The 26396-nt window shown below is 54.0% G+C and carries 26 protein-coding genes and 1 tRNA gene; 21 read left to right on the top strand and 6 right to left on the bottom strand.

What is annotated here, in order from left to right:
* Positions 1-73: 73 nt before the first annotated feature.
* The 4 genes from EYR88_RS02565 to EYR88_RS02580 all read right to left on the bottom strand — a co-directional run bounded on the left by EYR88_RS02565 (position 74) and on the right by EYR88_RS02580 (position 3487).
* Positions 74-1051 carry an alpha/beta fold hydrolase gene (locus tag EYR88_RS02565; RefSeq protein ID WP_131088168.1) on the bottom strand — a complete coding sequence of 326 codons (978 nt, stop codon included), beginning with the start codon at positions 1049-1051 and terminating at the stop codon, positions 74-76.
* 111 nt (positions 1052-1162) lie between these two features.
* A tRNA-Leu gene (locus EYR88_RS02570) sits at positions 1163-1246 on the bottom strand.
* Positions 1247-1474: 228 nt separating this feature from the next.
* Entirely contained in the window at positions 1475-2122 is a 648-nt protein-coding gene (locus EYR88_RS02575; protein WP_131088169.1) for an NAD(P)-binding domain-containing protein, read from the bottom strand.
* Between the two features lie 81 nt (positions 2123-2203).
* Positions 2204-3487, bottom strand: a complete 1284-nt coding sequence (locus tag EYR88_RS02580) for an Nramp family divalent metal transporter (protein ID WP_131088170.1) — start codon at positions 3485-3487, stop codon at positions 2204-2206.
* 242 nt (positions 3488-3729) lie between these two features.
* Between EYR88_RS02580 and EYR88_RS02585 the strand changes: the two genes are divergently transcribed.
* The 5 genes from EYR88_RS02585 to EYR88_RS02605 all read left to right on the top strand — a co-directional run bounded on the left by EYR88_RS02585 (position 3730) and on the right by EYR88_RS02605 (position 9381).
* Complete coding sequence (locus EYR88_RS02585) at positions 3730-4398, top strand: response regulator transcription factor (RefSeq protein WP_131088171.1); 669 nt, start codon at positions 3730-3732, stop codon at positions 4396-4398.
* 179 nt (positions 4399-4577) lie between these two features.
* Positions 4578-5828, top strand: coding sequence for a HAMP domain-containing sensor histidine kinase (locus EYR88_RS02590; RefSeq protein WP_131088172.1), 1251 nt, complete (start codon positions 4578-4580; stop codon positions 5826-5828).
* Positions 5821-6795, top strand: a complete 975-nt coding sequence (locus tag EYR88_RS02595; RefSeq protein WP_131088173.1) for a TAXI family TRAP transporter solute-binding subunit — start codon at positions 5821-5823, stop codon at positions 6793-6795. The genes EYR88_RS02590 and EYR88_RS02595 overlap by 8 nt, the downstream gene beginning before the upstream one ends.
* Positions 6796-6881: 86 nt before the next feature.
* The gene (locus EYR88_RS02600) at positions 6882-8198 is read left to right on the top strand and encodes a M20/M25/M40 family metallo-hydrolase (RefSeq protein ID WP_131088174.1); all 1317 of its coding nucleotides are present in this window, start codon (positions 6882-6884) and stop codon (positions 8196-8198) included.
* A gap of 43 nt (positions 8199-8241) precedes the next feature.
* Positions 8242-9381, top strand: a complete 1140-nt coding sequence (locus tag EYR88_RS02605; protein ID WP_131088175.1) for an acyl-CoA dehydrogenase family protein — start codon at positions 8242-8244, stop codon at positions 9379-9381.
* Here EYR88_RS02605 and EYR88_RS02610 read toward each other — a convergent pair.
* On the bottom strand, positions 9378-9617 hold the full coding sequence (locus tag EYR88_RS02610) for a DUF5703 family protein (RefSeq protein ID WP_131088176.1): 240 nt from the start codon (positions 9615-9617) through the stop codon (positions 9378-9380). The genes EYR88_RS02605 and EYR88_RS02610 overlap by 4 nt on opposite strands.
* A 44-nt stretch (positions 9618-9661) precedes the next feature.
* On the opposite strand from EYR88_RS02610, the gene EYR88_RS02615 reads away from it, so the two are divergent.
* The 3 genes from EYR88_RS02615 to mshC all read left to right on the top strand — a co-directional run bounded on the left by EYR88_RS02615 (position 9662) and on the right by mshC (position 12164).
* Positions 9662-9871, top strand: a complete 210-nt coding sequence (locus EYR88_RS02615) for a hypothetical protein (protein ID WP_131088177.1) — start codon at positions 9662-9664, stop codon at positions 9869-9871.
* A 78-nt stretch (positions 9872-9949) separates the two neighbouring features.
* Positions 9950-10774, top strand: a complete 825-nt coding sequence (locus tag EYR88_RS02620) for an undecaprenyl-diphosphate phosphatase (RefSeq protein ID WP_131088178.1) — start codon at positions 9950-9952, stop codon at positions 10772-10774.
* 127 nt (positions 10775-10901) lie between these two features.
* Complete coding sequence (mshC, locus tag EYR88_RS02625) at positions 10902-12164, top strand: cysteine--1-D-myo-inosityl 2-amino-2-deoxy-alpha-D-glucopyranoside ligase (protein ID WP_131088179.1); 1263 nt, start codon at positions 10902-10904, stop codon at positions 12162-12164.
* 49 nt (positions 12165-12213) lie between these two features.
* On the opposite strand, the gene EYR88_RS02630 is transcribed toward mshC, so the two are convergent.
* Positions 12214-13122, bottom strand: a complete 909-nt coding sequence (locus EYR88_RS02630; RefSeq protein ID WP_131088180.1) for a PAC2 family protein — start codon at positions 13120-13122, stop codon at positions 12214-12216.
* Positions 13123-13204: 82 nt separating this feature from the next.
* On the opposite strand from EYR88_RS02630, the gene EYR88_RS02635 reads away from it, so the two are divergent.
* The 13 genes from EYR88_RS02635 (at position 13205) to tatC (ending at position 26373) form a co-directional block, all read left to right on the top strand.
* Entirely contained in the window at positions 13205-13918 is a 714-nt protein-coding gene (locus EYR88_RS02635) for an HAD family phosphatase (protein ID WP_131088181.1), read from the top strand.
* Positions 13915-15042 (top strand): site-2 protease family protein, encoded by a 1128-nt coding sequence (locus EYR88_RS02640; RefSeq protein WP_131088182.1) that lies wholly within the window; start codon positions 13915-13917, stop codon positions 15040-15042. Before EYR88_RS02635 ends, EYR88_RS02640 begins: the two co-directional genes overlap by 4 nt.
* 43 nt (positions 15043-15085) lie before the next feature.
* Positions 15086-16141: a tRNA (adenine-N1)-methyltransferase gene (locus tag EYR88_RS02645; RefSeq protein WP_131088183.1), complete on the top strand. Its 1056-nt coding sequence runs from the start codon at positions 15086-15088 to the stop codon at positions 16139-16141.
* A 201-nt stretch (positions 16142-16342) separates the two neighbouring features.
* Positions 16343-17998: a proteasome ATPase gene (arc, locus tag EYR88_RS02650; RefSeq protein WP_131089762.1), complete on the top strand. Its 1656-nt coding sequence runs from the start codon at positions 16343-16345 to the stop codon at positions 17996-17998.
* Positions 17995-19611: a depupylase/deamidase Dop gene (gene dop / locus EYR88_RS02655; RefSeq protein WP_131088184.1), complete on the top strand. Its 1617-nt coding sequence runs from the start codon at positions 17995-17997 to the stop codon at positions 19609-19611. Before arc ends, dop begins: the two co-directional genes overlap by 4 nt.
* A 62-nt stretch (positions 19612-19673) precedes the next feature.
* Positions 19674-19859 carry a ubiquitin-like protein Pup gene (locus EYR88_RS02660; protein WP_131088185.1) on the top strand — a complete coding sequence of 62 codons (186 nt, stop codon included), beginning with the start codon at positions 19674-19676 and terminating at the stop codon, positions 19857-19859.
* Positions 19860-19936: 77 nt separating this feature from the next.
* The gene (pafA, locus tag EYR88_RS02665) at positions 19937-21310 is read left to right on the top strand and encodes a Pup--protein ligase (protein WP_131088186.1); all 1374 of its coding nucleotides are present in this window, start codon (positions 19937-19939) and stop codon (positions 21308-21310) included.
* 120 nt (positions 21311-21430) lie between these two features.
* Positions 21431-22366 (top strand): FKBP-type peptidyl-prolyl cis-trans isomerase, encoded by a 936-nt coding sequence (locus EYR88_RS02670; RefSeq protein ID WP_131088187.1) that lies wholly within the window; start codon positions 21431-21433, stop codon positions 22364-22366.
* A gap of 33 nt (positions 22367-22399) precedes the next feature.
* Positions 22400-22795 carry an FKBP-type peptidyl-prolyl cis-trans isomerase gene (locus EYR88_RS02675; RefSeq protein ID WP_131088188.1) on the top strand — a complete coding sequence of 132 codons (396 nt, stop codon included), beginning with the start codon at positions 22400-22402 and terminating at the stop codon, positions 22793-22795.
* Positions 22796-22888: 93 nt separating this feature from the next.
* Complete coding sequence (locus EYR88_RS02680) at positions 22889-24886, top strand: WYL domain-containing protein (protein ID WP_131088189.1); 1998 nt, start codon at positions 22889-22891, stop codon at positions 24884-24886.
* Between the two features lie 3 nt (positions 24887-24889).
* Positions 24890-25249: a hypothetical protein gene (locus EYR88_RS02685; RefSeq protein WP_131088190.1), complete on the top strand. Its 360-nt coding sequence runs from the start codon at positions 24890-24892 to the stop codon at positions 25247-25249.
* Positions 25250-25281: 32 nt separating this feature from the next.
* On the top strand, positions 25282-25497 hold the full coding sequence (gene tatA, locus EYR88_RS02690) for a Sec-independent protein translocase subunit TatA (RefSeq protein ID WP_131088191.1): 216 nt from the start codon (positions 25282-25284) through the stop codon (positions 25495-25497).
* Positions 25498-25506: 9 nt separating this feature from the next.
* Positions 25507-26373, top strand: coding sequence for a twin-arginine translocase subunit TatC (tatC, locus tag EYR88_RS02695; protein WP_131088192.1), 867 nt, complete (start codon positions 25507-25509; stop codon positions 26371-26373).
* Positions 26374-26396 lie beyond the last annotated feature (23 nt).

A 26396-nucleotide genomic window follows, 5' to 3' on the forward strand; every position in this document is an offset into this window, starting at 1 on the left:
TACGCATAGTTTGTGGCTCCAGAAGAGTAGGGGAGTGACCGAAATTTTCCGTCAAAGATCCGTCTTGATGCTATCAAGAAGCGCTATTGATCATTTTCAGATTGGCAGCAGTCCAGAGCTGCACCATTTCTTCGCCTCCGTGTGCATCCCTTTCGGCGATTATCAGTTCCGAATGAGCCCAACCTTGATGCAGTTTCCATGCAGTGCTCACTGGGCTTGAGACGTCGTATCGACCATGGATGAAGACTGCTGGAATATGTTGGATGCGGCCCAAGTTTTCCAAGATCGGAGGATGGCAGAACCCATCGTTGGCCCAGAAATGCGTGGTTAGCCGGGTCATCGTGTGTCTGAATTCTGAATCATTCCATCGGGGATCGCGCGTGACTTCTTTGTGGCCCAGCGAGATATGGGTATCTTCCCACAGCGCCCATTCATCGGATGCCTGATCACGAAGATCTGTGTCCGCTGACCAAAGCATCGCAGCATACGCCTCCACTAAGCTGATTGTTCCTGATCGGTAGTGCGGCACATGCGCCCCGGCGAACGTTGAGAGCCGATCCCACGCTTCAGGGAAGATCGAACCGACCCCTTCGGTGATCCATTGGATTTCGCTTTGGCTGGTGGTTGTCACCGCGAACAGTACGAGACCACGAACTCGATTCGGATGGGCCAGAGCATAGGCTAAAGCCAGTGTGGAGCCCCAAGAAACGCCGTTGATGATCCACTGCTCAATACCCAGATATATACGAAGCGCTTCAATGTCGTCGATGAACTTCTGGGTGGTGAAATCATCAGCAAGGACATGCGGATTTGAGGCGGACGGCGTGGAACGCCCACAACCACGTTGCTCAAAACCCACCAGACGTGTGCGGCTCAGATCCCATCGATGACGATAACCCGAAGAGCCTAATGTGACGCCCGGCCCGCCGTGTAGGTGCAACGCTGGTATTCCATCAGGGGCGCCGAATTCTTCCCAATACAAGCGATGACCGTCATTGACGGTGAGGAAGCCGTGGTCGGACGGTGCGGCTGATTCAGCGGTAGAAGACACGTTCAAATCATAGGCCAGCAGCGCCTGCTTGGTGGATAACCCTGGATCCTCAGAACCATGAAACAAAAAAAGAAATCCCGATTGACCTTAGTCAACCGGGATTTCTACCTGTGCGCGAAAGGGGACTTGAACCCCTACCCTCTTTCGAGGACTAGCACCTCAAGCTAGCGCGTCTACCTATTCCGCCACCCGCGCAGGTTATTCGTTGTTCGCGTTGTTATCGCTGGCAACGAAGTAAAACATTACCATCCCCTGCCGATGTTTTCCAATCGGGCAACTCTGCGCCAAATGTGCTGAAAATTCCCGTGAACTCGCGGAAAATCATGGGCTGAGTAGTCCGTTAAGGAGAATTTCTAGCATTTCAGTGTCAAGCGTCACATGATATTTGCATTGCTGACCTAGTGAAGTGGGGTTTTTGTCGCCTCAACGGCCAATTTTTCCGGTGAGTCTGCGCGTTAGCTCATCCACGCCCAGAACTTCATTAAAAATCTCTCCGCCGGGCTCTAGGTGCTTGCCTTCAGCTAGGCTTGAAAGGATTACCGGAAAGAACCCGAGCTGCTCAATGAGGCTGGCAACGACTTTAGCGTCTTGAGCATTGTTGGAAGCCGTGCCAAGGGCGCGCTGAGAAGTCGCTTTTGCCACGGTGTCTGCATCCAAATCCCAATGGCTAATGTGATTCAGCGCTTTGACGAGGCGTGCCTGCGCGAAGCGCTCTGCCACTGCTTCAGAGCTGGACAGGCCCCGCGATAGTGAGTCTTCGAACCATTGCGGTAGTGGCTCATCTTGCCAGCGGTTGGTTGCATCTACGAGCAGGGAGCCTGAAAGGATATCGGGGTCCACCTCGTCCAGTTCTTCTTGGGGCACCATGAGTACAACCAATTCCACGTCGTTAGCGACGTCTTCGGCCGAAACTGCAACGGCCTTAGGGGCATACTGCGCCAAATGGTATTTCATCATCCGTGGAGGACGAGACCCGGCAATGTTCACATCAATTCCGCTGGAGGCCGCTGCTCTGGCTAATGCTGTGCCGGCGCGGCCTGCCCCAAGGATTCCGATTTTTTTGATGCTCATTACCTCAGCTTAAGGGCCTAAGCCGTCGGCCCATGCCAATGTTGCGCATGAATCGACGGCTTAGCGAAATAGTTGAAAAGTTTATCCGGCCCACAATGGAGACAGTGACTTATAAAGCTGCTGAATGCCGAGAATGATGAACAACGCGGCAGTGATAGCCAGAGCGGTATTAGTGTGCCAACGGTTGGCCCACTGCTTGGGAATTCGCTTGCCATTAAGCAATCCCAGAAGCGTCACGGCCAGGAATGGCATGAACAATGCGCCCAGGACACCGTAAGCAAGGATCAGTGCAATCGGCTTGTCCAAAAGGAATAGCACCATTGGTGGGAACGTAAGCCAGAGGACGTAGAACTTGAAGTACTTGCCGCCGGTCATCGTGTCTGGGTGATTGGCCGGACGCTTACGCATGTGGCCCCAGAAGTCAGCGAACATCAGCGATACGCCGTTCCACACGCCGATGATCGAGGAGAAGGAAGCAGCCCAGAATCCAACGAGGAATCCGTTGCCTACCAGAACGCCGTACTTCTGGCGTAGAACTTCTGATAGATCCAGCAGCCCTTCATCGCCACCGGTGATCGCTACGCCCGCGGACTGAACTACTTCGGCGCCAACGATCAACATGGCAATCACGAAGATACCGGTCATCACGTAGGCCATTGAATTATCAATGCGCATCACGCGCATCCATCTAGGGGAGTACCAGCCCTTTTCGCGCAGCCAGTAGCCGTATGCTGCCAGGGTGATCGTTCCGCCGACGCCGCCGGCCAGGGCCAAGGTGTAGACCACGCCACCAGCAGGGATCATCGGAATGAGGCCCTTGAGCATATTGGGCACGTTCGGTACGGCGATGACCGCAAGACCAACAACGGTCACAAACATGATGCCCACGAGCACCGCGGTAATTTTTTCGAAGAACTGATAGCGGCCGAACCAGACCATCACAAAACCGAGCAGGCCCATCAGTACGGCCCAGATCTTCAAATCGATAGCAGGCATGAGCGCTGCCAACGGTAGTGCTGCCGAACTCATGGCGGTAGCACCGTATACAAATCCCCAAATGATGATGTACGGGCCGAAGTACCAGGTAGTCCATTTGCCCAGGGTCTTCCATCCTTCAAAGATGGTCTTGCCGGTCGCTAGGGTGTAACGCCCTGCGCCTTCAACCAAGACAATCTTTAAGATGACACCGAGGATGACCGCCCAAAGTAATGCGTAGCCGTATTGGCTACCGGCAACAAGGGTGGCGACCATGTCGGCTGCGCCAACGCCCGTGGCGGCAACAACCAGTCCGGGGCCAATAATCTTCCAGCGCGGAGGTCCGTCGCTTTCTAATGAGGCGCCGGGCGCCTGGGTGCTTTCGCTCATGAAGTCTTTCCTTTGGTCACAGTGCGAGTCGCTTCGGCTTCCATCGACAGTGATGCGTGCCACAAGCGCAGGAGATCGTTATCCATACTGGTAGTGATTTACGTTACTCGCAAACTGAAGCGCAACTACTTACACTTTCTTAGGATTTGGGGAGCTCAAAAAGGATTTGAGCCCGTCAGCTTGCTAGAATTGACAGGTCATGGAGGATTCAATCCTCGTCTCTGAACGCCAAGGGTGGTGCCGTGCAGCTATTGATCGTCGAAGACGACCAAGCCCTAGCGAACGCGCTCACCGACGCAGTCACAGCTTCTGGGCATCAAGCCAATCATGTGGCAAATGGGGCCGACGCACTCTTGCGGCACCAACAAGCTGAGCTGATTCTCCTAGACCTTGGTCTGCCTGATATTCATGGGCTCGAAGTCCTGCGCAAACTCCGACTGGTGAGCGACGTGCCGGTCATCATTCTTACCGCCCAAGATGATGAACGAAGTGTGGTTCGTGGACTACGGCAAGGCGCTGATGACTTTCTCATCAAACCTGTAGGGCTCAGCGTTCTCTTGGCGAGAATTGAAGCGGTAGCTCGTCGCTCCAAGGCGAGCCAGGGAATCTCGTCACAGCGCATAGTTGCCGGACCGCTACTGATCGACCTAGATAAGCATGAGGCCACGCTCTTGGGGCGCAGCCTTGGCCTGACTGCCAAGGAGTTTGACCTCTTGCATCTGCTGGCACAGCATACTGGTTCTGTGGTGACTCGCGAACAGATCCTTGATCAGCTCTGGGGTGATGCGTTCTTAGCCGTTTCACGCTCGTTGGATGTGCATCTAACGGGACTGCGGTCAAAATTGGCGAGCCCGGGGATGATCATCAATGTGCGTGGTGTTGGTTATCGCCTTGAAGTACCTAACTCGTGAGGTTCAGGGTACTCGGAGTGTTCGGAGCGCTCATTAGTGTAATTGTGGTGCTGCTTTGCGTAGTGCTTGTGCAAAGCGCTAGTCGAGATGTGACTGCAGATGTCCAAGTTAACAGGTTGGCGTCGCTCAACCGGTTCGTCCAGCTTTCATCCCAAGCGCAAAGCAACGACGAATTGAACATGTTGCAGATTGAAATGGACACCTACTGCGAACTTTATGGCGAAGGCCTGCTGATCATTCGGGATGGGAAACGACTTGTTTCTGGAGGTATAGACCCGAACAATTCCCAAGTTCAAGAAACTGTTTACGCCGCCGGACTCAACTTAGAACAAAGCAAAATTTCCGAGATTAGCCTCTTCTCTAAAACTCAGACGTTGATCACGCGACCCTTTGGAAATTCAGCGCAGGTGCTGGGATCAGTGACGATGCAGGTGAACCTTGAACACGCACGATTGCGGGTTCTGCATATATCGACAGTTCTTGTGCTGATTACACTGAGCATCGGTGCCGGATTCCTGCTTGTGGCCGACCGTCTCACCACTTGGGTATTGCGTCCTGTTCACCACCTTGATGATGCCGTTCAACTACTATCCAAGACTCAACGTCCGGTCACCATGGAAGAAGAAGGGCCACCGGAACTACGCAAGTTGTCCCGTTCGGTCAGCCTGATGGCACAAACCATGGCGACAAGTTTGCAACAACAACGAGAACTGATTGCAGAAACTTCGCATCAACTGCGCAACCCCGTAGCAGCCTTGCGACTTCGCGTAGATCTGCTGAACCTACGTCTATCTAAAGACGAAGATATTGCGGGTTTGAAACTAGTCGAGTTGGAGCTTTCGCGAGTGGAGGCCTTATTGGATGGGGTGCTTCGACTCGCTACGGCAGAACATCGGCTTAATGAACAAGGAGCCGAAGGGCCACTGCCAGAGGTTCAGCGACAACCCGAACAGATCAACGTGTGGCAAATAGTTGTTGAAGAAACCGAACGGCAATCATTGGCTGCCGTCGAATCAGGCAATCAACTCTCTACCGCTGTTCCGGAAGGTCCTGCAGGAGAGCTGATGGTGTGGTGCAACAGCTTCGAGTTGCAACAAATGTTGGCTGAGTTGCTATCCAACGCCTTTAAATACGCGCCAGCAACCCTGATTACGCTGTGTGTTAATTCACTTCCTACCGCTGTAGAAATCGTCATTGAAGACCACGGCAACGGAATGAGTGAAGCCGACCTCGCACACGCTGGCGAACGGTTCTGGCGAGGAAACAACGACACGACGAGTCCAGGCACTGGGCTCGGTATCGCCATTGTCGATCGCTTGGCAAGGGCCAATTTCGGAGAGCTGAAGCTAACGTCGGATCACGACTCGGGACTACGTGCGGCCATAACCCTACCGCGCGTATCGACATCGGAGGAGGGCCGGCGTGAGTGAAAATAACGGGATAAAGCGACGCACGCTTCTTCGGAGTCTGTTGGGTCTTCCGCTGGCGAGCACACCGATAGTACTTAGCGCCTGCAGCTCACCGAGGCCAACATCAAACTTGGTTATTGCCTCCGGAGAAGAAGGAGGCATGTACTACGAATTTGCGCAGCTCTTGTCCACGGCCATCGAGGACGCTGGCCTTGCTGAAGATGCACAAGTTCTCAGGACGCAGGCAACAGCCCAGAATCTACAGCTTCTTGCCGACGGTAAAGCTCAACTTGCACTGGGTCTAGCTGACACCGTTGCGCAGTTTAATAACGCGAGAGAAGTCGACCAGCAGTTATTGGCGCTCGGCAGGATCTATCAAAATTATTTCCATTGCATCGTGAACGCAGATAGCAGGATCAACACGCTTGCAGAACTGGCCGACAAGAGAATCGGGACAGGGGCACCAGGGTCCGGAACATGGGTAACCGGACAACGAATTTTGAAGGCATCGGGTCTCAAAGACGTTGATCAACCGCCCGTGGAAACCAAGCTTGGATATAGCGCTGGGATTCACGCGCTAGGCCAAGGAAAGATTGACGCACTGTTCCTCTTCGGAGGAATGCCAGTGACGGCACTGACAAAATTAGCCAGCGAGCGGAAGCTAAGACTCCTCGACGTTTCAGCAGTTCTACCTAAATTACGTGAGGCCGACCCGGGCCTGTACGACCAAGTGCTGATTCCTAAAAACACCTATCCAGGCGTTGCAGAGGTCAACACCATTGGTGTGAGCAACCTACTGATGACCCGTACGGATCTACCCAACAAGACTGCTTCAGCAATCGTCAAGATGCTTGCCACACGGTCAACTATGCTCATCCCGTCAGGCAGCGCAGGAATTCAAAACCTGACCGCTGAGACCTTAATTAGCACCGCGGGCCAACGATTACACCCCGGCGCCCGCGAAGCCTACGAACAATTACACGGATAAGTGTTTCATTCGCTCTACCAGCGACGAATTGAGTTCTGCGCACTAGGGTGGTTACTAAAATAACAGCTGCGAAAGGTACTTGCCCGATGACTACTGCTACTGCCATTGAACGTATGGAACAAGAAGCTATAGACATCTGTCGAGATCTGATCAGAATTGATACAACCAACTTTGGTGGCAATAAAGGCGCCGGAGAACTTGAAGCCGCCCAATACGTAGTGCGGCGTTTCGAAGCTGTAGGACTAGAAGCAAAGATTTACGAGTCAGTGCCGGGCAGGGCCAACGTAGTTCTGCGTATCCCTGGAACCGATTCAACGCTGCCAGCACTGATTGTTCATGGGCACCTCGACGTTGTTCCAGCCATTGCTGAAGACTGGAGCGTTGACCCATTTGGGGCCGAGATCATTGACTCAATGATTTGGGGCCGCGGGGCAGTGGACATGAAAAACATGGATGCCATGATCATTGCTGCAATCCTTCATCTACACCGTGAAAATCTCACTCCACGTCGAGACCTCATTATCGCTTTCTTTGCTGACGAAGAAGCTGGCGGAGACTACGGTGCGGGTTGGATGGTAAAAAATCATCCGGACCTGTTTGCCGGCGCCGAAGAAGCGATTAGTGAGGTTGGCGGATTCTCTGTAGACATCAATGGTCGCCGAGCCTACATGCTGCAAACAGCAGAAAAGGGCATCGCGTGGCTCAAGCTCACTGCACAAGGAATGGCAGGTCACGGATCGCAGATTAACGCTGACAATGCGGTGACCAGCTTGGCCGCAGCGGTTCATCGTATTGGCGAGTATCAATGGCCGTTGTCCTATACGAAGACCACCACGTCGTTGATGGAACAAGTCGCTGAACTGACCGGTTTGGAATTTGATCCCGCCAACCCGCAGCCACTGCTTGAAGCCATGGGAAACGTCTCCCGGTTTGTCGGCGCAACGTTGCAAAACACGGCCAACCCATCAGCCTTGCAAGCAGGATACAAACACAATGTCATCCCCGGACAAGCTGAAGCTCTCATCGATTGCCGCACGTTACCGGAAGAACATGAAGCAACATTGGCTACCTTGCGCGAGCTGGCAGGAGACCGGGTTGAGCTGTCCATGGTGCATGAACAAGATTCCTTAGAAGTACCGTTTGCCGGAAACCTCGTGGACAGCATGGTGAAGTCTTTGTTGGATGAAGATCCTGAAGCTATCGTTCTGCCGTACATGCTCTCGGGAGGAACCGACAACAAATGGCTGGCGACCCTAGGCATTACCGGATACGGTTTTGCGCCGCTACAACTTCCACCGGAACTGGACTTCACGGGAATGTTCCACGGCGTAGACGAACGAGTCCCAGTAGATTCGATCAAGTTTGGCGTCCGGGTTCTGGAGAACCTCTTGCGTAGCTACTAATGCTTTCGCGCCTCACTCATCAATAAGTTTCAGGAGAAGTTAGTTGTCAATTGAGTCAGTCCTATCGGAGCAGTTGCTCGAACGATTCCGGGAACGCGCCACAAAATACGATGCAGAGAATACGTTCTGCACCGAGGACTTTGAAGAGTTAGTTTCCCTGGGATATCTCAAGGCATTGATCCCAGTTCAAGATGGGGGACTGGGATGGAATTTTGAGCAGCTTGCCCTAGCACAACGCCGGCTTGCCACCGCCGCACCAGCAACCGCCTTGGCCATTAACATGCACCAGGTTTGGGCTGGTGTTGCCTATCTTCTTTCGGCACGAGGCGATACGCGCCTACAGATGGTGACTAACTGGATTGCTCAAGGCGAGGTGATGGCCTTCGGAATTTCGGAGACAGGCAACGACTCGGTGCTTTTTGATTCCAAGACCAGCGCCGTCAGTGAAGCAGACGGATCGGTGACCTTTAATGGAATCAAGATTTTCACTTCACTCTCACCGGCATTTACCCGCCTAGGCGTATTCGGCAAGGATGAAGCGAACAATGAATTGGTGCATGGCTTCGTAGCTAAGGGCCAAGGCGTTGAATCCCTGGGGGATTGGAACACCCTAGGTATGCGAGCGAGTCAATCACACACAACTAAACTGCGCGATGCCGTGGCACCTGAAGAATGGGTTCACAGCCGACTTCCCATCGGTCCCAACTCAGACTTGCTCGTCTTTGGAATTTTCGCCTCATTCCTGACGCTGACCGCAAGCGTTTATGTGGGTATCGCTGACCGGGCAGTCAGCATGGCGCGAGAAACGCTGAACAAAAAAGTTCGTCACGACGGAACAAAGTACTCACAGGACGTTCGATCTCGCGGGCTACTAGCTGATGCGGCCATGCGCCTAATTTCCTTAGACGCGCTACAGCGCTCAGTGGCTGGCGATTTGGATTCTAAGGTGGACCACCGCGAAGAATGGTTCCCGAAGCTGGTCACGTTACGCACTATTGCTGGTGCGAGTGCGCGGGAGAATGTTCAGGTCCTTGGACAGCTCGTTGGTGGCGGGGGATATTTCCGAGGATCAGAATTCGAAAGACTGTACCGCGACGTTCAAGCCAGCTGGTATCACCCCTCTAATGCTGCCTCCGCTGCCAACACAGTTGCTTCTTGGCTCGTTGGCCCGCTAGAGAGCTAGTTCATGGGTGGCAGGGTACTTCGAATGCGCATAACCCTGCGGCGTAGCCAATACTTGTACGCCCCGCCCTCGTAACGGCATGTGCGCATGAGCTCCCATTTGCCGTTGTCAGCATGCTCGCGTAGCGCCGCGCGGGCTAGGTGCACTGGTTCGGTGGGGAACGACGTGATCACCAAATATTCGAAGCGCTGTTCATCGGAATGATGTAGCGATGGCTTAATTATTTCTTGAAGCACCTTGCCCCCTATCTAAAGAACCCTTTGCGTTGTAGCGTAATGCCATGAGCACTGATCCCAGTTTTGCACTGCAATCATTGATTGCCCGGCTTGAGCAGCATCTGGCTGTTGTCTCGCAGAGTCGTGGCGCCGCCGAGTCTTCCGTTGATGCTGCATTTGGTGTACTCGCGGATGCCTTCGAAGACTACGAAGACGCTCTCTATGACCAGTATTCCGAACTTTTGCCTTTCACCATACCTTCAGACGAACAGTGAGTACGACCACGGGGTGAATTTCGCCCCAATCGTGTTTTTTAGACACGATCCTCGTTGGCAGTGAAGTAATGTCAAGGGGTGAATTGGTTTGAAGCAGCATTCCTCGGATTGATCCAGGGCCTGACCGAGTTCCTCCCGATCTCGTCCTCAGCGCACCTCCGCATCGTAGGTGAACTCCTACCCAACGCCCAAGACCCCGGTGCAGCCTTTACGGCGATCACCCAGCTTGGTACCGAAACCGCAGTGATCTTGTTCTTCTGGCGAGACATTGTGCGCATCATCGGTGCCTGGTGCAAGGCACTGGTCGGTAAGGTTCCGCATTCGGATCCCGACGCCAAAATGGGCTGGCTGATTATTGTCGGCTCCATCCCCATTGCAGTTTTGGGAATCTTGCTCGAAGGCTACATCGATTCGAACTTCCGTTCGCTGTGGATTGTAGCGACCACGCTGGTGGTCTTTGGTCTCTTCTTGGCAATCGCCGACCACTACGGCAAGCAGAAGCAGGGCTTGGAGGATCTCACCGTCAAGCACGGCATCCTTTACGGTCTTGCCCAGGCTATGGCGCTGATCCCAGGCGTCTCGCGCTCTGGCGGAACGATCACCGCAGGTTTGCTCATGGGATACACCCGTGAAGCGGCAGCGCGCTACTCATTCCTCTTGGCCATCCCAGCGGTCTATGCCTCTGGTCTATACAAATTGGTGAAGACCTTCGATGAGCCAGGCGTTTATAGCCTTGGCCAGACGGGCTTGGCTACGGCCATTGCCTTCGTTGTTGGTTTCTTCATTGTCGGTTGGTTCTTGAAGTTTGTCTCCACCCACTCGTACCGGTTCTTCGTCTGGTACCGCATCTTGCTGGGTCTAGTACTCTTTGTTGCTTTGGGCTTCGGCCTGATCAACGCATAATCTGCATAATTGGAGATGTCCGTGGAACGCTTCACGGACATCTCTGCGTTAACGGGAATAAACCTAGTCCTGCTTCACTTGGACTTAAAGGAACAAAATCGTCGCATCTGCGAAAGGACGTACATCAGTGCACGCGTGGAAAAACCCTGAGGTACCTCAGGTGGTTGGTTCAGCACCAATACTGGAACTTTTTAACACCGCCACCGGTAACCTGCAGGCCACCGCATCCGCGGACGCTGCCAAGGCCGATGCAAGCATGTACGTCTGCGGGATCACCCCGTATGACGCGACCCATATGGGCCATGCTTCCACCTATGTCACCTTCGACCTGGTGCACCGCACCTGGCTCGATAGCGGTCGTAGCGTTGCCTACTCGCAGAACATCACCGACGTTGACGATCCACTGCTAGAACGCGCAGAAGCTACTGGCGTTGACTGGCGCGATCTAGCCGAGGAACAAGTTCAGCTCTTCCGCGATGACATGGAAGCCCTCAACGTCATTCCTCCGCAGAATTACATTGGCGCCGTGGAATCAATCAGCTGGTTGGTACCTGTAGTTGAGCAGCTGCTTGAGTCGGATCTGGCCTACAAGGTGCCAGCGGGCCCGGACGGTGTTGAAGGCGACATCTACTTCGACACCTATGCTGCACAGAACGACGCCTGGAAGTTAGGTTCGGTTTCCAACTACGACCGCGAAACTATGCTTGGCTTCTTCGCCGAACGAGGTGGCGACCCGCAGCGTGTTGGTAAGCGCGATTCGCTGGATCCACTGCTGTGGCGCGCGGCTCGCGAAGGTGAGCCGTCGTGGGACGGCGCAAAGCTAGGTACCGGGCGCCCGGGATGGCACATTGAGTGTTCGGTGATTGCTCGCAAGACCTTGCCAGCACCATTCACTGTTCAGGGTGGCGGATCAGATTTGATCTTCCCTCACCACGAATTCTCTGCCGCTCACGCTGCCGCCGGCGACCACCACGAGCTAGCTCAAACCTACGTTCACACCGGCATGGTTGGCTTGGACGGAGAAAAAATGAGCAAGTCTCTGGGCAACCTAGTCCTCGTTTCAAAGCTCCGTGCAGCTGGCGTTGAGCCAGTGGCAATTCGTGCGGTACTGCTCTCACAGCACTACCGTACCGATTGGTTCTGGACCGATGACCTGCTCGCTACCGCTCAAGAGCGTGTGGCTTCCTGGCGCGAGCGTCTGGAAACCACTTCGCAGCACGAAGCTACAACGCTGCTGGACAGCATTCGTTCCCACATGGCGAACGACCTCGACGCTCCTGGCGCATTGGATGCTATCGATCAGTGGGCTGCACAGCCTGCCGGTACTTCCAACGACGGCGCTCAGCTGTTGCGCGAGGGTATCGACGCGCTGCTAGGCCTCAAGCTTTAGGCCACAACGCAGTACGTAGATGATCGGATGATCATTGCAGGGATCGACTTCAGAATTCGAAGTCGGTCCCTGATCCATCTGGACGGTACTTTCCTCGTCGGCGCAAGTAGCGTTCGAACTCTCGAGCGATTGATTCACCGCTAGCTTCAGGAAGATTGCTGGTATCGGTAGCCTCTTCGAGCTGCTTCACGTACTTGGCCACATCGGGATCCGCCGCGGCCAGCTCATCAACGCCATGCTTCCACGCCAGGGCATCTTCGCGTAGTTGTTGATCTGCCACGGTGATGGGCAGCAACTCTTCGAGTATTTCAATGAATGCCAGCTGCACCCGAGGGCTAGGGGACTGGGCCACATAGTGCGAGAGCTGGGCCCAGAGGGAGAGACAAGGGATCTGGCGACGCTGAAATTCAATACCCAAGATAGAAGGTATTCCGGTGGGACCTTCATAATCCGAAGGATCTACTTTGAAATACTCCTGGAACCGGACATCGTCGCTGCTCAGGGACGTCGGGACCGGGCGAGTATGCGGAACATCAGCCAATAATGCTCCAAGCGTCAAAATCGCCTGCGCATTATGTTCTTGAGCTATGTCTACGATTTGTGCACAGAAGTTTTTCCACTTAAAAGTAGGTTCCACGCCTATTACGACCAATAGGTCTGCGGCAGCTTGCGGAAGCGCTACCTTAAATATTTCAGTGCGTGGCCATTCCACCACTGCACCTTGATCGGTGCGTCGAGTCTTGGGACGGGAGAACTGGTAGTCGTAAAAGTCGTCTTCACCGATGGTGGCGATCAGCTCAAAAGTGTTCTCTTCGAGTAATAAGCGCACCGCATCGCTGGCAGCTGAACCGGCATCATTCCATCCTTCAAAGGCCGCCACGACGATAGTGGGGCGAATCTCATGCTCACTCTGGGCAACATAAGTATTCAGCGTTGGGGTGTGGAAATCCTTGGTCAATGCAAACTCCTATCCAGCGTTCTAGCCCACGGCGTTGCTTGCCGAAGCGGCTTAGCCCCACTCTTCCATCTAGAATGGACTCATGCCAAGCACCAGTTTTGACTTTAATTCCGGCTCACACCCCAGAACACCGCAAGCGGTCCTCTGGGATATGGACGGCACCTTGATTGACACCGAACCTTATTGGATCGCTGCCGAGGAAGAACTGGTGGCCGCACATGGTGGGCAATGGAGTGAAGAACAGGGCTTGTCGTTAGTTGGCAGCGCGCTTCCTAACTCGGCTCGAGTTCTCCAAGAAGCTGGCGTGAAACTTGATGTACGTCAGATTATCGATCTGCTCAGTGCCCAGGTGATCGCCGGCCTCAAGCGTGAAATTCCTTGGCGCCCCGGGGCCCGCGAATTGCTGACGGCCTGCAATCAAGCGGGAATTCCGCAAGCTTTGGTCACCATGTCTGAGCGCAGCATTGTCAACGAGCTATTGGAACAACTGCCAAAAGACACTTTTCTTACCTCCGTAACTGGCGAAGAAGTCAGCAAGGGCAAACCCAATCCGGAACCCTACCTTCGTGGACTTGAACTCCTTGGTGAAGCACTGGACCAAAGCCTTGACGCTGAAAAGTGCATCGGATTTGAGGATTCAGTACCCGGTATCGCTTCGGCTTCGGCTGCAGGGCTGCATGCTGTACTGATCCCTAACGCCATTGATCCAGGCGACGGCAACTGGCGCCGTGTAGATAGCCTAGAAAACGTAGACGTAGCAGAAATGACTCGATGGTTGGTGCAAGTTAGCGCGTGAGCGAATCTTCAGAACAAGCTCCCGGAATTAAACTCGGCCGTATTGGCGGGGTTCCGGTATATCTTTCGAGCTCGTGGTTCATTATCACCGCTGTGATCACCATTTCGGTGGGACTGCAGCTGTCTCGGAGCCAATGGATCCCGGCCCTGAACGCCTACCTGATGGGTTTTGCGTGCGCTGTGGTCATCGCCCTTGCGGTATTGATCCATGAGGTCGCCCACGCCATGACGGCGCGGGCCTTCAAATGGCCAGATGCCCATATTGTGCTCACCCTGATGGGCGGTCACACCCAATTTGGTTCGTTCAAGGCTAAGCCTGGCGCCTCCCTCTGGGTAGCACTATCGGGACCTGTCTCGAACTTTGTCCTAGCTGGCATCGGCTGGTTGGTTCTTGAGAATCTCGAATTGAACGTCTACGCCAAACTTCTTTTGGACTTCTTTGTCTACGCCAACCTGTTGCTTGGTGCCTTTAACGCTTTGCCAGGCCTTCCACTCGATGGTGGACGGCTTGTTGAGTCGATTGTTTGGAAAGCCACCGGGTCCCAGTTCAAAGGCACTATCGCTTCAAGCTGGGTAGGTCGTGTGATTGCGATCGGCGTGGTCTTCTTCTTCGTGGTTTATCCGTACCTTCGCGGACAAGAAGTTCAAATCATCACCGCGGTGGTTGGGCTGATGGTGGCAATCTTCATGTGGCAGGCCACAACTTCGTTGATTGCCCACTCCAAGATGATGCTGAACCTTCCCACCGTGATCGCCTCAGATCTTATGAGCCCGGCCTCGGCCATGGTCTCCCAGGCCATGGTCTCCGACGTACTGACGCGGCAGAATCAACGCGAAGGCTCCATTATCCTTGTTGATGCCAAAGGCATGCCGGTGGGAGTCGTGGATATTCAAGCTCTTTCGCGTGTTGACCCAGCGAACGCTACGACGGTCCCCGCTCTGGCGGTTTCCAGGGCCCTGGGCCAAGGAGCCATCGTGTCCGAGGAGTCGGATGGCCGAGCATTGATCGACTACCTAGCAAGCGTTGACTCTGCAGAGTACGCGGTCATCAACGCCCAGGGGCAGGTTGTAGGACTGCTGCACCAGCGCGATATCGTCAAAGCCGTTACCGGCCGACGCAAGTAAACTTTTAAAGACTGTATAGAGCATTAAGAAAAGGATCACTCCAGTGAGCGAAGCCATCAGCCCGGCACCCCATGGTGCGGCAGCCCGACGTGGACCATTCCGCGTAGGCGACCGCGTGCAGTTGACCGACGAGAAGCGTCGAATCAACACCATCACCTTGCAAACCGGTGGTGAGTTCCATACGCATAAGGGTATGCTCCCGCATGAGGCCATTATCGGCTTGCCCGAGGGCTCGGTTATTGAGAACATCGATGGTTTTCGATACCAGGCGCTACGCCCACTGGCCAAGGATTTTGTGCTCTCCATGCCACGCGGCGCCACGGTGGTTTACCCCAAGGATGCTGCTCAAATTGTCCAGTTTGGTGACATCTTCCCGGGTGCACGCGTGGTGGAGGCCGGCGTAGGATCTGGCGCACTGTCCATTTCGCTACTGCGCGCGGTGGGCGATGATGGTTACCTGCACTCTTTTGAACGACGCGAAGAATTTGCAGATATTGCTCGCGGTAACGTCTCGACCGTTTTTGGCGGGGACCACCCTTCGTGGAAAATCTCCATCGGCGATTTCCAAGACAAAGTAGTTGAACTTGAAGAGCCAGCCAGCGTTGATCGTGTGGTGCTGGATATGCTCAGCCCCTGGGAATGCCTTGAAGCTGTGGCCACTGTTCTTGCTCCTGGTGGCGTATGGACCAACTATGTTTCTTCGGTGACTCAGATGTCGCGTGTGGTTGAGGCTATTCGTTCTTCCGGGCAGTTCACTGAGCCTGAGTGCTTCGAAACCCTGGTCCGCGGATGGCACGTTGATGGTCTGGCTGTTCGTCCGGATCACCGCATGGTGGCACACACGGCATTCTTGATCACCTGCCGCCGATTAGCAGATTCCACTGATGCGATTCCAAAGGCTAAGCGCATCAAGGAGCACTCGTACTCTTCTGAAGATTTGAGCGCTTGGACTCGAGATCATGATGAGCAGCAGTGGAGTGCTGAGGCACTAGGCGAGCGTGGAATCTCCGATAAGAAGTTGCGTCGTGCCAATCGGGATGCCCATCAGGCTGTTCGTGTGCGTGAATCCCTGAATTCAGAAGAATCAGCAGACGACTAACTAGCAATACTTTCACATACTGAGACAATGCGTCTCAGTATGTGACTTCGGGCCCTGAGTGTTCTGCACTCGGGGCCCGAAGTTCTTAGGATAGATACAAGACGGTGCGCCAAGCACCGGAAAGCCTCGCTGTTGCTTTGATAGCCAGCGACGTTGCAAGTTGGGAGTTGGAACGTGAACGAACATCACGAGACAGAACAAATGGCCGAGCGTCTGCAAATGACCGAACGCCAAGTTAATGTACTGCGCGATAAGAATCGCAATCTCGACAAGCAACTTTCCGGGCTTAGCGGCAATAACCAGCGACTGGTTGCACTGCTGGAGACTACGCGTGAGCAGATCATTACCCTGAAGTCCGCGTTGGAAAGAGATGGGGACACCCCGTTCAGCTATGGCACGGTCGTAGCCAAGCACCCACGTAAACACCCCGAAGCAGGTCAAGGAATTGAGTCAACGGGTGCCCAAGGCGTTGACGTTGTCTATTCTGGACGCAAAATGCGAGTCGCCGTTAGTCCCTTGATGGACTTCGACTCAGTGCTTATCGGCCAGCAAGTTTTGCTTAACGAAGCGCTGGTTGTTGTAGCTGCCTTAGGTTTTGAAGAAACCGGCGAACTGGTCACCGTCAAGGAACTGTTGGACGATAATCTGGCCGTGGTCATGGCACGAGCCGATGACCAACGCGTTATCGAACTAGCGGACCCGTTGCGCAAAACGCATTTGCGGGTTGGTGACCAGCTCACCGTTGACTCACGCAGTGGCATGGCGGTTAGTCGCGTGCAGCTGACCGACATGCAGTCACTGGTTCTTGAAGAAGTTCCGGAGATCGCCTACTCCGATATCGGTGGTCTTAACTCGCAAATCGAGGCCATCAAAGACTCGGTCGAATTGCCCTTCACTCACCCAGAGCTGTACCGCGAACACGGGTTGAGCGCGCCTAAGGGAATCCTGCTATACGGGCCTCCAGGTTGCGGTAAGACGCTGATTGCCAAGGCTGTGGCACACTCGCTGTCCCAGCGTGTGTTGGAGCGTAAAGAGGGCAACAGTACCCGCAGTTACTTCTTGAACATCAAGGGGCCAGAGCTTCTAGATAAGTACGTGGGCGAGACCGAGCGTCATATCCGGTTGATCTTCGCCAGGGCCCGTGAAAAGGCTCTGCATGGCGATCCAGTTGTTGTCTTCTTTGACGAAATGGAAGCGTTGTTCCGTACCCGCGGTACAGGTGTCTCTTCGGATGTCGAGACCACTATTGTTCCGCAGCTGCTGGCAGAAATTGACGGTGTTGAACGCCTGGATAACGTCATTGTCATCGGTGCCTCGAACCGTGAAGACATGATCGACCCAGCCATTTTGCGTCCAGGTAGATTGGACGTGAAGATCAAGATTCGGCGCCCCGATGCAGCTGGTGCGACAGAGATCTTCAGCAAGTATCTAACCACCAAGCTTCCATTGCATCAGACCGAACTGTCAGCTGACTCAGGCGATGCATCAGCGACCATCCGCCGGATGATTGATTCAACGGTGTCCGCGATGTATTCAACGGAGCGGATCAACGAATTCCTAGAGGTCACCTACGTGACCGGCGACAGCGAGATTCTTTACTTCAAGGACTTTGCCTCGGGCGCAGTGATTCACAACATCGTTGACCGAGCAAAAAAGCATGCCATCAAGGCACTGATAACCTCGGGCGAACGCGGTCTGAAAATGGAGTACCTGTTGCGTGCGGTTCGCGAAGAATTTGCTGAACACGAGGACATGCCAAACACCACCAACCCGGATGACTGGGCCAGAATTTCAGGACGCAAGGGGGAGCGAATTAGCAACATTCGCTCTTTGGTTAACCACCAGGCCGCCTCATGAGTGCACGCCGCCTAGTAGGGCTAGAAACCGAATACGGCATTATTCGCCCGCAGATGCCCAAGGCCAATGCCACGGTGCTTTCGGCGCAGATTGTTGATGCCTATGCGCAGTTAGTTGCCGAGCAGAGCACAAGTGCCACAGCAGCCCGTTGGGACTATGCCGACGAATCCCCATTGCAGGATGCCCGTGGTTTTGCCATGGACCGAGATCAGGCACATCCAAGCCAGCTCACCGACGCTGAACCGGGTTTGGACGAGGCTGGGATCTGGACTGCCGAGTCCATCGCTTTAGATGGAAATGATGCGCGCGTAGGGTCAACTCTGTACCAAGAGAAAGATTCCACCGAAGTTGTCATGAACATGGTTCTTGGCAATGGAGCAAGGCTCTATGTGGACCACGCGCACCCCGAGTACTCCAGCCCTGAATCCTTAACTCCACGTGCGGCAGTCTTGTGGGATCAAGCCGGCGATGAGGTGATGCGACGCGCGGCAGTGACGGCGCAACGCTTAGGTGGCGGTGAACTGTTGCTCTACAAGAACAACACTGATAACAAGTCCGTTTCCTACGGCTCGCACGAGAACTATCTCGTTCCTCGCGAGGTCGAATTCTCCTCCATTGTCAAAGGTCTGACCCCGTTCTTCGCCAGCCGACAAATCTTCTGCGGTTCCGGACGAGTAGGGCAGGGCATGCTTGGGCAAAAACCAGCCTTTCAGATCTCGCAACGTGCCGACTTCTTTGAAGCTGAAGTCGGTCTAGAAACGACCATCAACCGTCCAATTATCAATACCCGCGATGAGCCCCATGCAAACTGGGACAAATATCGTCGACTGCATGTGATCATTGGTGACGCGAACCTCGGCCAAATTTCGACGTTGCTTCGAGTTGGAACAACCAATCTGGTGCTCTCGCTGATTGAAGCAAATATGGCTCCGGATCTTGAACTGGCCGAACCAGTTGACGCACTTCAGCAAATTAGCCACGACCCTAGCCTGAAGGCAAAGGTCAGGCTCCGAGGTGGACGTGAACTCACCGCCATTGAGATTCAGCGGCTCTATCTAGAAGCCAGTCAAAGGTATTGCACCGAGCGTGGAATCGACGATCCAGACACTGCCGAAATCTTGGAGCGCTGGGAAAATATTCTTGAGCTCCTTGAGCGTGATCCATTTTTAGCCGCGGATCAGGTCGATTGGATTGCCAAGTACAAGCTCATCAACGGGTTTACCCAACGTCACCAGTTGTCATTGGCTGACCCTAGAGTCGCAATGATGGATCTACAGTGGGCTGACTTGCGCACCGACAAGGGTCTGTATTACCGAATGGCAGCCAGAGGCGCGATGCAAACCCTGTTTAGCCAAGAACAAATCAATCAAGCAGTAACCAACCCGCCGGAAGACACCCGCGCATATCTGCGTGGAATGGCCCTGCAACGGTATGCCCCGTATGTGATTGCCGCGAACTGGGATGCATTGTCTTTCGCAGTTCCAGGCGCTCGGCAGATTAGTCGTTTCCATATGGCTGAGCCGCTGTACGGAACGCGAGAGAGCGTGGGCGACTTGTTTGATGCGCAGTTGCAGATTTCAGATTTTATTGATGAATTAGCTCGTCGTCGCTAAACAGCGCAGAATAGACATGAGTCTCAGGTCTTAGTCGAGATTCAAGATTTTAGGAGATAGTAATGACTCAGGAAAGCTTCTCAGCTCGCCGTTCAACTCAGAATCAGTCGCAGGAAACTGAACAGATTCAGGTAAATACCAACGCTCAGTCCGCTGGGGTCGATGACCTGCTTGATGAGATTGACTCGGTTCTTGAATCTAACGCCGAAGAATTTGTTCGCGGTTTTGTGCAAAAGGGTGGTCAGTAGAGCCTTAATGCCCATGGGGCATAGCTCATCTGTCATCAACTCCAAGTAACTGTGCAGTCGAGGGGAAGTAACCACGCGTGGATCGCAGAATTTTCGGTCTTGAAACCGAATTCGGACTGACCTATGTCCCATCGGACGGACGTCGGCTGACCCCAGAAGATGCCGCCAGGCACTTATTTAAGCCAGTGGTGAACTGGGGGAGAAGCTCGAACGTTTTTCTCGAAAACGGGTCACGACTGTATCTGGATGTCGGCTCACACCCTGAATATGCCACGGCCGAATGCGATCAGCTCAAGCAGCTAATTGCCCATGACCGTGCCGGCGAAGCGTTCATGCTTGATTTGGTAGATCAGGCCGAGGACCAGCTGCTAGAAGAAGGCCACGAAGGCCGGATCTACATGTTCAAGAACAACGTTGACTCGGCTGGTAATTCTTACGGTTGCCATGAGAACTATCTGATTCCTCGGAAGATCGAGTTTAAGCGCCTAGCCGACATGCTCATTCCGTTCTTGGTTACTAGGCAGTTGCTCTGCGGTGCAGGTCACCTGATCACCGAAGACGATCAGACAAAGTTTGTCTTCTCTCAACGTGCCGATCACATGTGGGAAGGTGTGTCCTCAGCGACCACCCGTTCTCGCCCCATCATTAATACCCGTGACGAGCCACATGCCGATGCTGAGTACCATCGTCGCTTGCACGTCATCGTGGGCGATTCAAGCATGAGTGAGACAACGCAGTTGCTTAAGATTGGTGCCACCGATCTTGTGCTTCGGCTCATTGAATCTGGCGAAATTTATCATGACCTTCGCCTTGAAAATCCGATTCGTTCGATCCGTCAGATTTCCCATGATTTTGACGGAAAAACCGTCGTCAGGCTGATGGGTGGCGACGAGCCGACTGCACTGCAAATTCAGTGGATCCTTTTTGAGTCAGTCAAAGAATTTGTGGCACGCCACGGCGCCCACCATGATCAAGTGGATACAGTTCTTGAGCTCTGGGAGCGGACACTGACCGCCATTGAGACTCAGAATTATTCATTGATCGACAAAGACATTGATTGGGCCATCAAGCACAAACTCTTGACGGGGTATGCTCAGAAGAACTCTCTGGAGCTTTCATCCTCGCGACTAGCTCAGCTGAATCTGACCTATCACGATATTGACCCTGCACGCGGTCTTTTCCACCTGCTTAAACGCCGGGGACTGGCCAATAGTGTGGTTAGTGATGCCGAGATTCGTCAGGCAGTGGAGAACCCACCTGCAACGACACGCGCTGCGATTCGGAGCAAATTCATTCGCGCAGCACGTGCCAACGGACGCCGTTACAGCGCCGACTGGGTTCACATGAAATATGAGGATGAACCCGGGGGAATAGTGCTGTGTAAGGATCCATTTGCGGTCAACGACCCTGAAGTGGATAGGCTTATTGACTTGATGAGTCAGCGAGCGTAACCAGCGGGCGGAAAGACTTTTCACAGCTACCCTACCTAGGGTGGTAGGCAGTGAGTTTGATACTTGCAGAGCGAGTATCTGAGTAAATTTTCATTTTTTGATTTCAACGAAAGTAGATTCGTGCGAAAAGTATTGGCATTGTGCGCAACCGCTTCGGTTCTAGCCTTAGCAGCTTGCGGTTCAGGTTCCTCTTCAGATTTGTCCAAGATTTCGGTCAAGCCAGCAGCCGACGACAAGACGGCACCTGAGGTTTCCTTCGATACTCCATTTGTCACGGACAAGGACGAGGCAGTAAATATCAAGAAGGGCGACGGCGCTGACGTTAACCCTGGCGATACTGTTTCAATCAAGTCGGGCCTGTACAAGGCGATTGACGGGTTGTCCGCTGGCGAAAACTTCACTGGTGCAGCGACCGACATGACGGTTGATGACACGATGAAGGAGCAGATGCCGGAGCTCTACGAGCGTTTGTCAGACTCTAAGGTAGGCGACTGGATCGCTTACTCCACCGTTGAAGGCACTCAGCAGGCTGATGGTTCGGTCGCAGAACCTGCAGAAGGCGCCAAGGCTGAACGCATCATCGTCTTGCATGTTGAAGACAGCACCACTGCCAGCGGCACCATGAGCAAGGATGACGTCGCCAAGCAGAAGAAGGAAGGCAAGCTTCCTACCGTCAAGGTCACCGACGACAAGCCGACCATCACCATTCCTAAGGACACTGAAGCTCCTAAAGATTTGGCAGTAGACGTCCTTGAAGAGGGTAAGGGCGAAGCAGCCACCGCTACCTCTAAGGTCAAGGCCAAGTACTCGGGTGTTACCTGGGCAGACGGTAAGGAATTCGACGGCAACTTCGGCAAGGATTCCACCGAATTCTCACTTGATCAGGTGATCAAGGGCTGGACCGAGGGCATGACTGGTCTGAAGGCCGGTTCTAAGGTTCTGCTGACCATCCCAGCCGATAAGGCTTATGGAAATACCTCGAGCAACGGTTCGCCAACCGGACCACTGGTATTTTACGTAGAATTGGAATCAGTTACTGCTGCTGACAGCAAGTAATCGTCTTAACCACGACTGAGAAAGGCCGTGACTATGTCGTTCGGAGAACGCAACTACGACCGCACCAAGCCGGAAATCGACTTCCCAGGCACCGACGCTCCTGAAGAACTGGTCATCACCGACCTGGTCGAGGGAACCGGCGCTGAAGTTACTCCTGGCACCACCGTTCAGGCACACTATGTTGGTGTTGCCTGGTCCACCGGCGAGGAATTTGATTCCTCATGGAACCGTGGCGAGACCTTGGACTTCCCAGTTGGAGTCGGTATGGTCATCCAGGGTTGGGATCAGGGCCTGCTGGGTATGAAGGTTGGCGGTCGTCGCCGCCTGGATATTCCGTCCAACCTTGCCTACGGTGAGCGTGGCGCCCCAGGTGCCATCGGTCCTAATGAAGCATTGATCTTCGTAGTGGATCTCGTCGGAACCAAGTAATTCGACGACGTTGTTATGGCCCCGATATAACAATCGGGGCCATAGCTGTCTTAAAAGCTCTCAGTAAGGTAGAAAGTTGGTTAGTCTAAGCACGTGAGCACAAAGCAATCCAGCGGACCAAGCAAGGCAGAACGCCTAACCAGCCTGATCTATGCCCTGGCTACCAAGTCCCGGAAGTTCAACGCCGATCTAATCGGCGAGTACCTCGTGCCAGACGGCTCAGCCGATACCCGCGAGAAGGCCTTAGACCGACTCAAAGACGAGATTCGCAATGACTTTGGTCTGCAGCTGAACAAAGAGTCTATTGACGGCGTGCCGTACTACAGCCTAGATACAACTGACTGGTTCTTACCCCCAGTGAAATTCAGCCCTGCAGAGGCCGGCATGATTGCCCTGGCTGCGAGCCTATGGAAAGACACCAAGCTACAGGCTCTGGGTCTGAACGCGGCGGCACGAGTCACCGGACATCTTGAATCGACGCCACCGGTTTCTCCGCTCGCGGGCTCGCTGGTGCCACGCTTGTCCATGGACGAACCAAATTTCAAAGAATGTGCGCTGGCGGTGTTTAACCGCAAGACCCTGAAGTTCTCTTACGTTTCTTCGCAAGGCACTCAGACCGAACGCAACGTGGATGTTTGGGGGATCGGGCAGCGCTACGGTAACTGGTACTTCACCGGATTTGATCACAGTCGTGAGGACGTCCGTGTTTTCCGCCTGTCACGAGTGCAAGGAAAATTCACAAATTCCCGGCATAGCGGAACGACGAGCGAATATCATCAGCGGCCCGTTGAATTTTCGATGAATCAGGTGCTGCAAGATTTTGATTTGAAGCACCCGGGACATATTGCCACCATCAAGCTGCACAGCGATGAGGCGATCCCACTACGTGCACAGTCGCTGAACGGGAACAGTGATAACCCGCAACTTCAGATTGGTTATTCGGACCCACAATCATTTGCCGCAGAACTTGCCGCTTATGGGCCGGCCGTCCAAGTCCTCTCACCGGCGCACCTAGCGGAGCAGGTTCAGCTGTGCTTGAGCGCGGCTCGGGCCACCCAGGTCGCACAGCAGGGGATTGATAGCTACTCGCAGGCGAAGTTCCGCCCCAACAGGGCAACCGGGCGTGGAACTACCACCACCCAAGTCATGAGAAATATCGACATGATTCAGTATGTCGCGGCCCATGGTGCGGTAGGAATCGAAGAACTGGCAACACGCTACTCCATGAGCGTTGCCAAGATCCGCGAAGAATTGGCCATGATCATGATGTGTGGTGTCCCGAACGGACAGCACGACGAGTTGATCAACGTCAACGACGGGGATTTAGAGTCTGACACAGTCACTATTTCCAATGCGGCGCTGCTGGCTGAGCCACAAAAACTTGCGCCCATGGAAGCAGTTGCCGTGCTTGGCGGTTTGAACGCACTGGCGAGCATCCCAGAGTTTGAGCATCAAGATGTTCTGGCTTCTGCCCTGGGCAAGGTTAATTCGGCGGTGGCCCGTTTTGAGGGGTGGAACGGCGCGTTGGGCTTCGCTCTGTCCAAGGCTCGTGAGAATGACATCCCGCAACAACTGGTTCAGGCCGTCAAGAAGCAAAACGTAGTTCGCATTGATTACTACTCCGCTAGTTCTCGAACTCACCAACTGCGCGACGTGGAACCTGTACGAATGATCGAAGATGGGTCAGTTCAATACCTGCGGGCGTGGTGCCGAACTCGTGAAAGCATGCTAACTTTCCGTGTCGATCGAGTATTAAGCGCAGAAACGCTGGATGAACAGTTCGACGTCACGCCGCGACACGATGATCAACAAGATGTGCAGCTTCACTATCAGTCACAGGCCGAAGATCTAGAGGTAATTCTCTATGTTGATGCTGATATTCTGCCGGTGATTGAGGCGTTCCATCCAGTTTCATGGTCCACCGGTAAGGTCGAGAATGGCTATCTGGCCACCGTCCGGTTCTCAGATCATCAGGTCGCAGCGCCATTGATCGCTCGCCATGGCGGTAAACTGGCTGTGGTCTCTCCTGACGCTACGCGCGAACAAGTTGTGCTGTGGCTGGACGAGGCCATCGGAATGTATGAGGATTGATAGATGCTTCCTTGGTGGTTTTGGGTCCTATTGTGGACTGTCCTAGCTTTGGCGACATTGCTACTTGCTGTGCTCGCAGGCTTCAGGCTGTTCAAACGCGGCATGTCAGTAGTCGACGCCTTAGGCGCAGCTGCAGATCATGTTAGTGCTGGGCTGAGCCAGCCTGGCACGGTCGTTGCGTACACCGAGAACACGCGACGCTATCCTCACGGCACCGACGCCACGCACGGTGATCCAGAGGAGATTCGTGCCCAGCGCAGCATAGGTAAGGTCGAACGGATCGAGGCCCGCCGGGTACGTCGGGTCACCCGTCGTGCAGAACGTGGCCAAGCTCAGAACATGCGCGATCTTCGCCTGTTCTGACGTAGACTTTAGTTTGAGAGAAGGGAAATCACATGGGTGGTTTACAGGGATGGCACTTAGTCGTCATTATCGTTTTGGCACTGCTTCTTTTCGGAGCTCCAAAGCTTCCAGGTTTGGCTCGCTCGATGGGTCAGTCGCTTCGCATCTTCAAGTCTGAGGTGCGCCAGATGAAGGACGACGATCCCAAATCTGAGACTGTTGACGGCACCGTCAACGAACAGAATCCAAACGAAAAGAACAACTCGTAGACTTCCTCAGTGGCAATAGATAAAGACAAGACACCGCGCACTAAGAAAAAGCGGGTCAAGGACGAAGAAGGGCGGATGTCTCTTAAAGAGCATCTGATTGAAGCCCGGAACCGCCTTTTTATATCGCTCATCGCATTGACGCTGGGCACTGTCGCAGGATTCTTCCTTTACGACTGGCTTCTTGAGCTGATTATCGCTCCGGTTGAGGCCGCTGGCGGGTCAGTGAACTTCACGGCCGTGATGTCGCCATTCGACATCATGATCAAGGTTGCCCTGTTCGTCGGAATTCTGATCTCATCGCCGGTCTGGCTCTATCAGCTCTGGGCGTTTATCGTTCCAGGTCTAAAAAAGAACGAGCGACGCCTCAGTTACAGCTTCGTCGCAGTCTCGGTTCCGCTATTTATCGGCGGCGTTGCGATGGCTTATTTTGTGCTGCCATTCGCACTGCACTTCTTCATCAGCCTGGCTCCGGAGAACTCGCTTAACCTGATCAACATCAACGAGTATTTGCCGTTCATTATTCGGCTTCTGCTCGCTTTCGGTTGCGCAATGCTTGTGCCCGTGCTGATGGTTGGACTGAACTTGGTAGGCGTGCTGCCGGCCAAGGTCATTCTGAAGAACTGGCGTATCACTGTCTTCCTGATTGCCTTGGTCGCCGCAATGGCTGCTCCTGGTGGCGACGCGATTACGATGTTCGCTTTGGCCGGTCCGCTCTTCTTGACCTTTGCAGCAGCTACGGTCTTCTGTCACTTCAACGATAAGAAGCGTGCCAAGAAGCAAGCGGCGTTAGACGCTGAAAACGAGCGGATGGCGCAGGGAAATTCCTCGAACATCCAAGAACCTAGTCCTCTCGACGAACCCAACTCACAGCTGTAATTCATCGGCGAGAAAGAGAACGG

Source organism: Arthrobacter sp. S41 (assembly GCF_004320535.1).
Lineage (GTDB): Bacteria > Actinomycetota > Actinomycetes > Actinomycetales > Micrococcaceae > Glutamicibacter.

Excerpts from the sequence above, each read along its gene's own strand:
- tatA (WP_131088191.1), top strand. The coding sequence starts at position 25,282 with ATGGGTGGTTTACAGGGATGGCACTTAGTCGTCATTATCGTTTTGGCA.
- EYR88_RS02615 (WP_131088177.1), top strand. The coding sequence starts at position 9,662 with ATGAGCACTGATCCCAGTTTTGCACTGCAATCATTGATTGCCCGGCTT.
- EYR88_RS02660 (WP_131088185.1), top strand. The coding sequence starts at position 19,674 with ATGACTCAGGAAAGCTTCTCAGCTCGCCGTTCAACTCAGAATCAGTCG.
- dop (WP_131088184.1), top strand. The coding sequence starts at position 17,995 with ATGAGTGCACGCCGCCTAGTAGGGCTAGAAACCGAATACGGCATTATT.
- EYR88_RS02575 (WP_131088169.1), bottom strand. The coding sequence starts at position 2,122 with ATGAGCATCAAAAAAATCGGAATCCTTGGGGCAGGCCGCGCCGGCACA.
- EYR88_RS02675 (WP_131088188.1), top strand. The coding sequence starts at position 22,400 with ATGTCGTTCGGAGAACGCAACTACGACCGCACCAAGCCGGAAATCGAC.
- EYR88_RS02600 (WP_131088174.1), top strand. The coding sequence starts at position 6,882 with ATGACTACTGCTACTGCCATTGAACGTATGGAACAAGAAGCTATAGAC.
- arc (WP_131089762.1), top strand. The coding sequence starts at position 16,343 with ATGGCCGAGCGTCTGCAAATGACCGAACGCCAAGTTAATGTACTGCGC.
- EYR88_RS02635 (WP_131088181.1), top strand. The coding sequence starts at position 13,205 with ATGCCAAGCACCAGTTTTGACTTTAATTCCGGCTCACACCCCAGAACA.
- EYR88_RS02685 (WP_131088190.1), top strand. The coding sequence starts at position 24,890 with ATGCTTCCTTGGTGGTTTTGGGTCCTATTGTGGACTGTCCTAGCTTTG.
- EYR88_RS02580 (WP_131088170.1), bottom strand. The coding sequence starts at position 3,487 with ATGAGCGAAAGCACCCAGGCGCCCGGCGCCTCATTAGAAAGCGACGGA.
- EYR88_RS02590 (WP_131088172.1), top strand. The coding sequence starts at position 4,578 with ATGTTGCAGATTGAAATGGACACCTACTGCGAACTTTATGGCGAAGGC.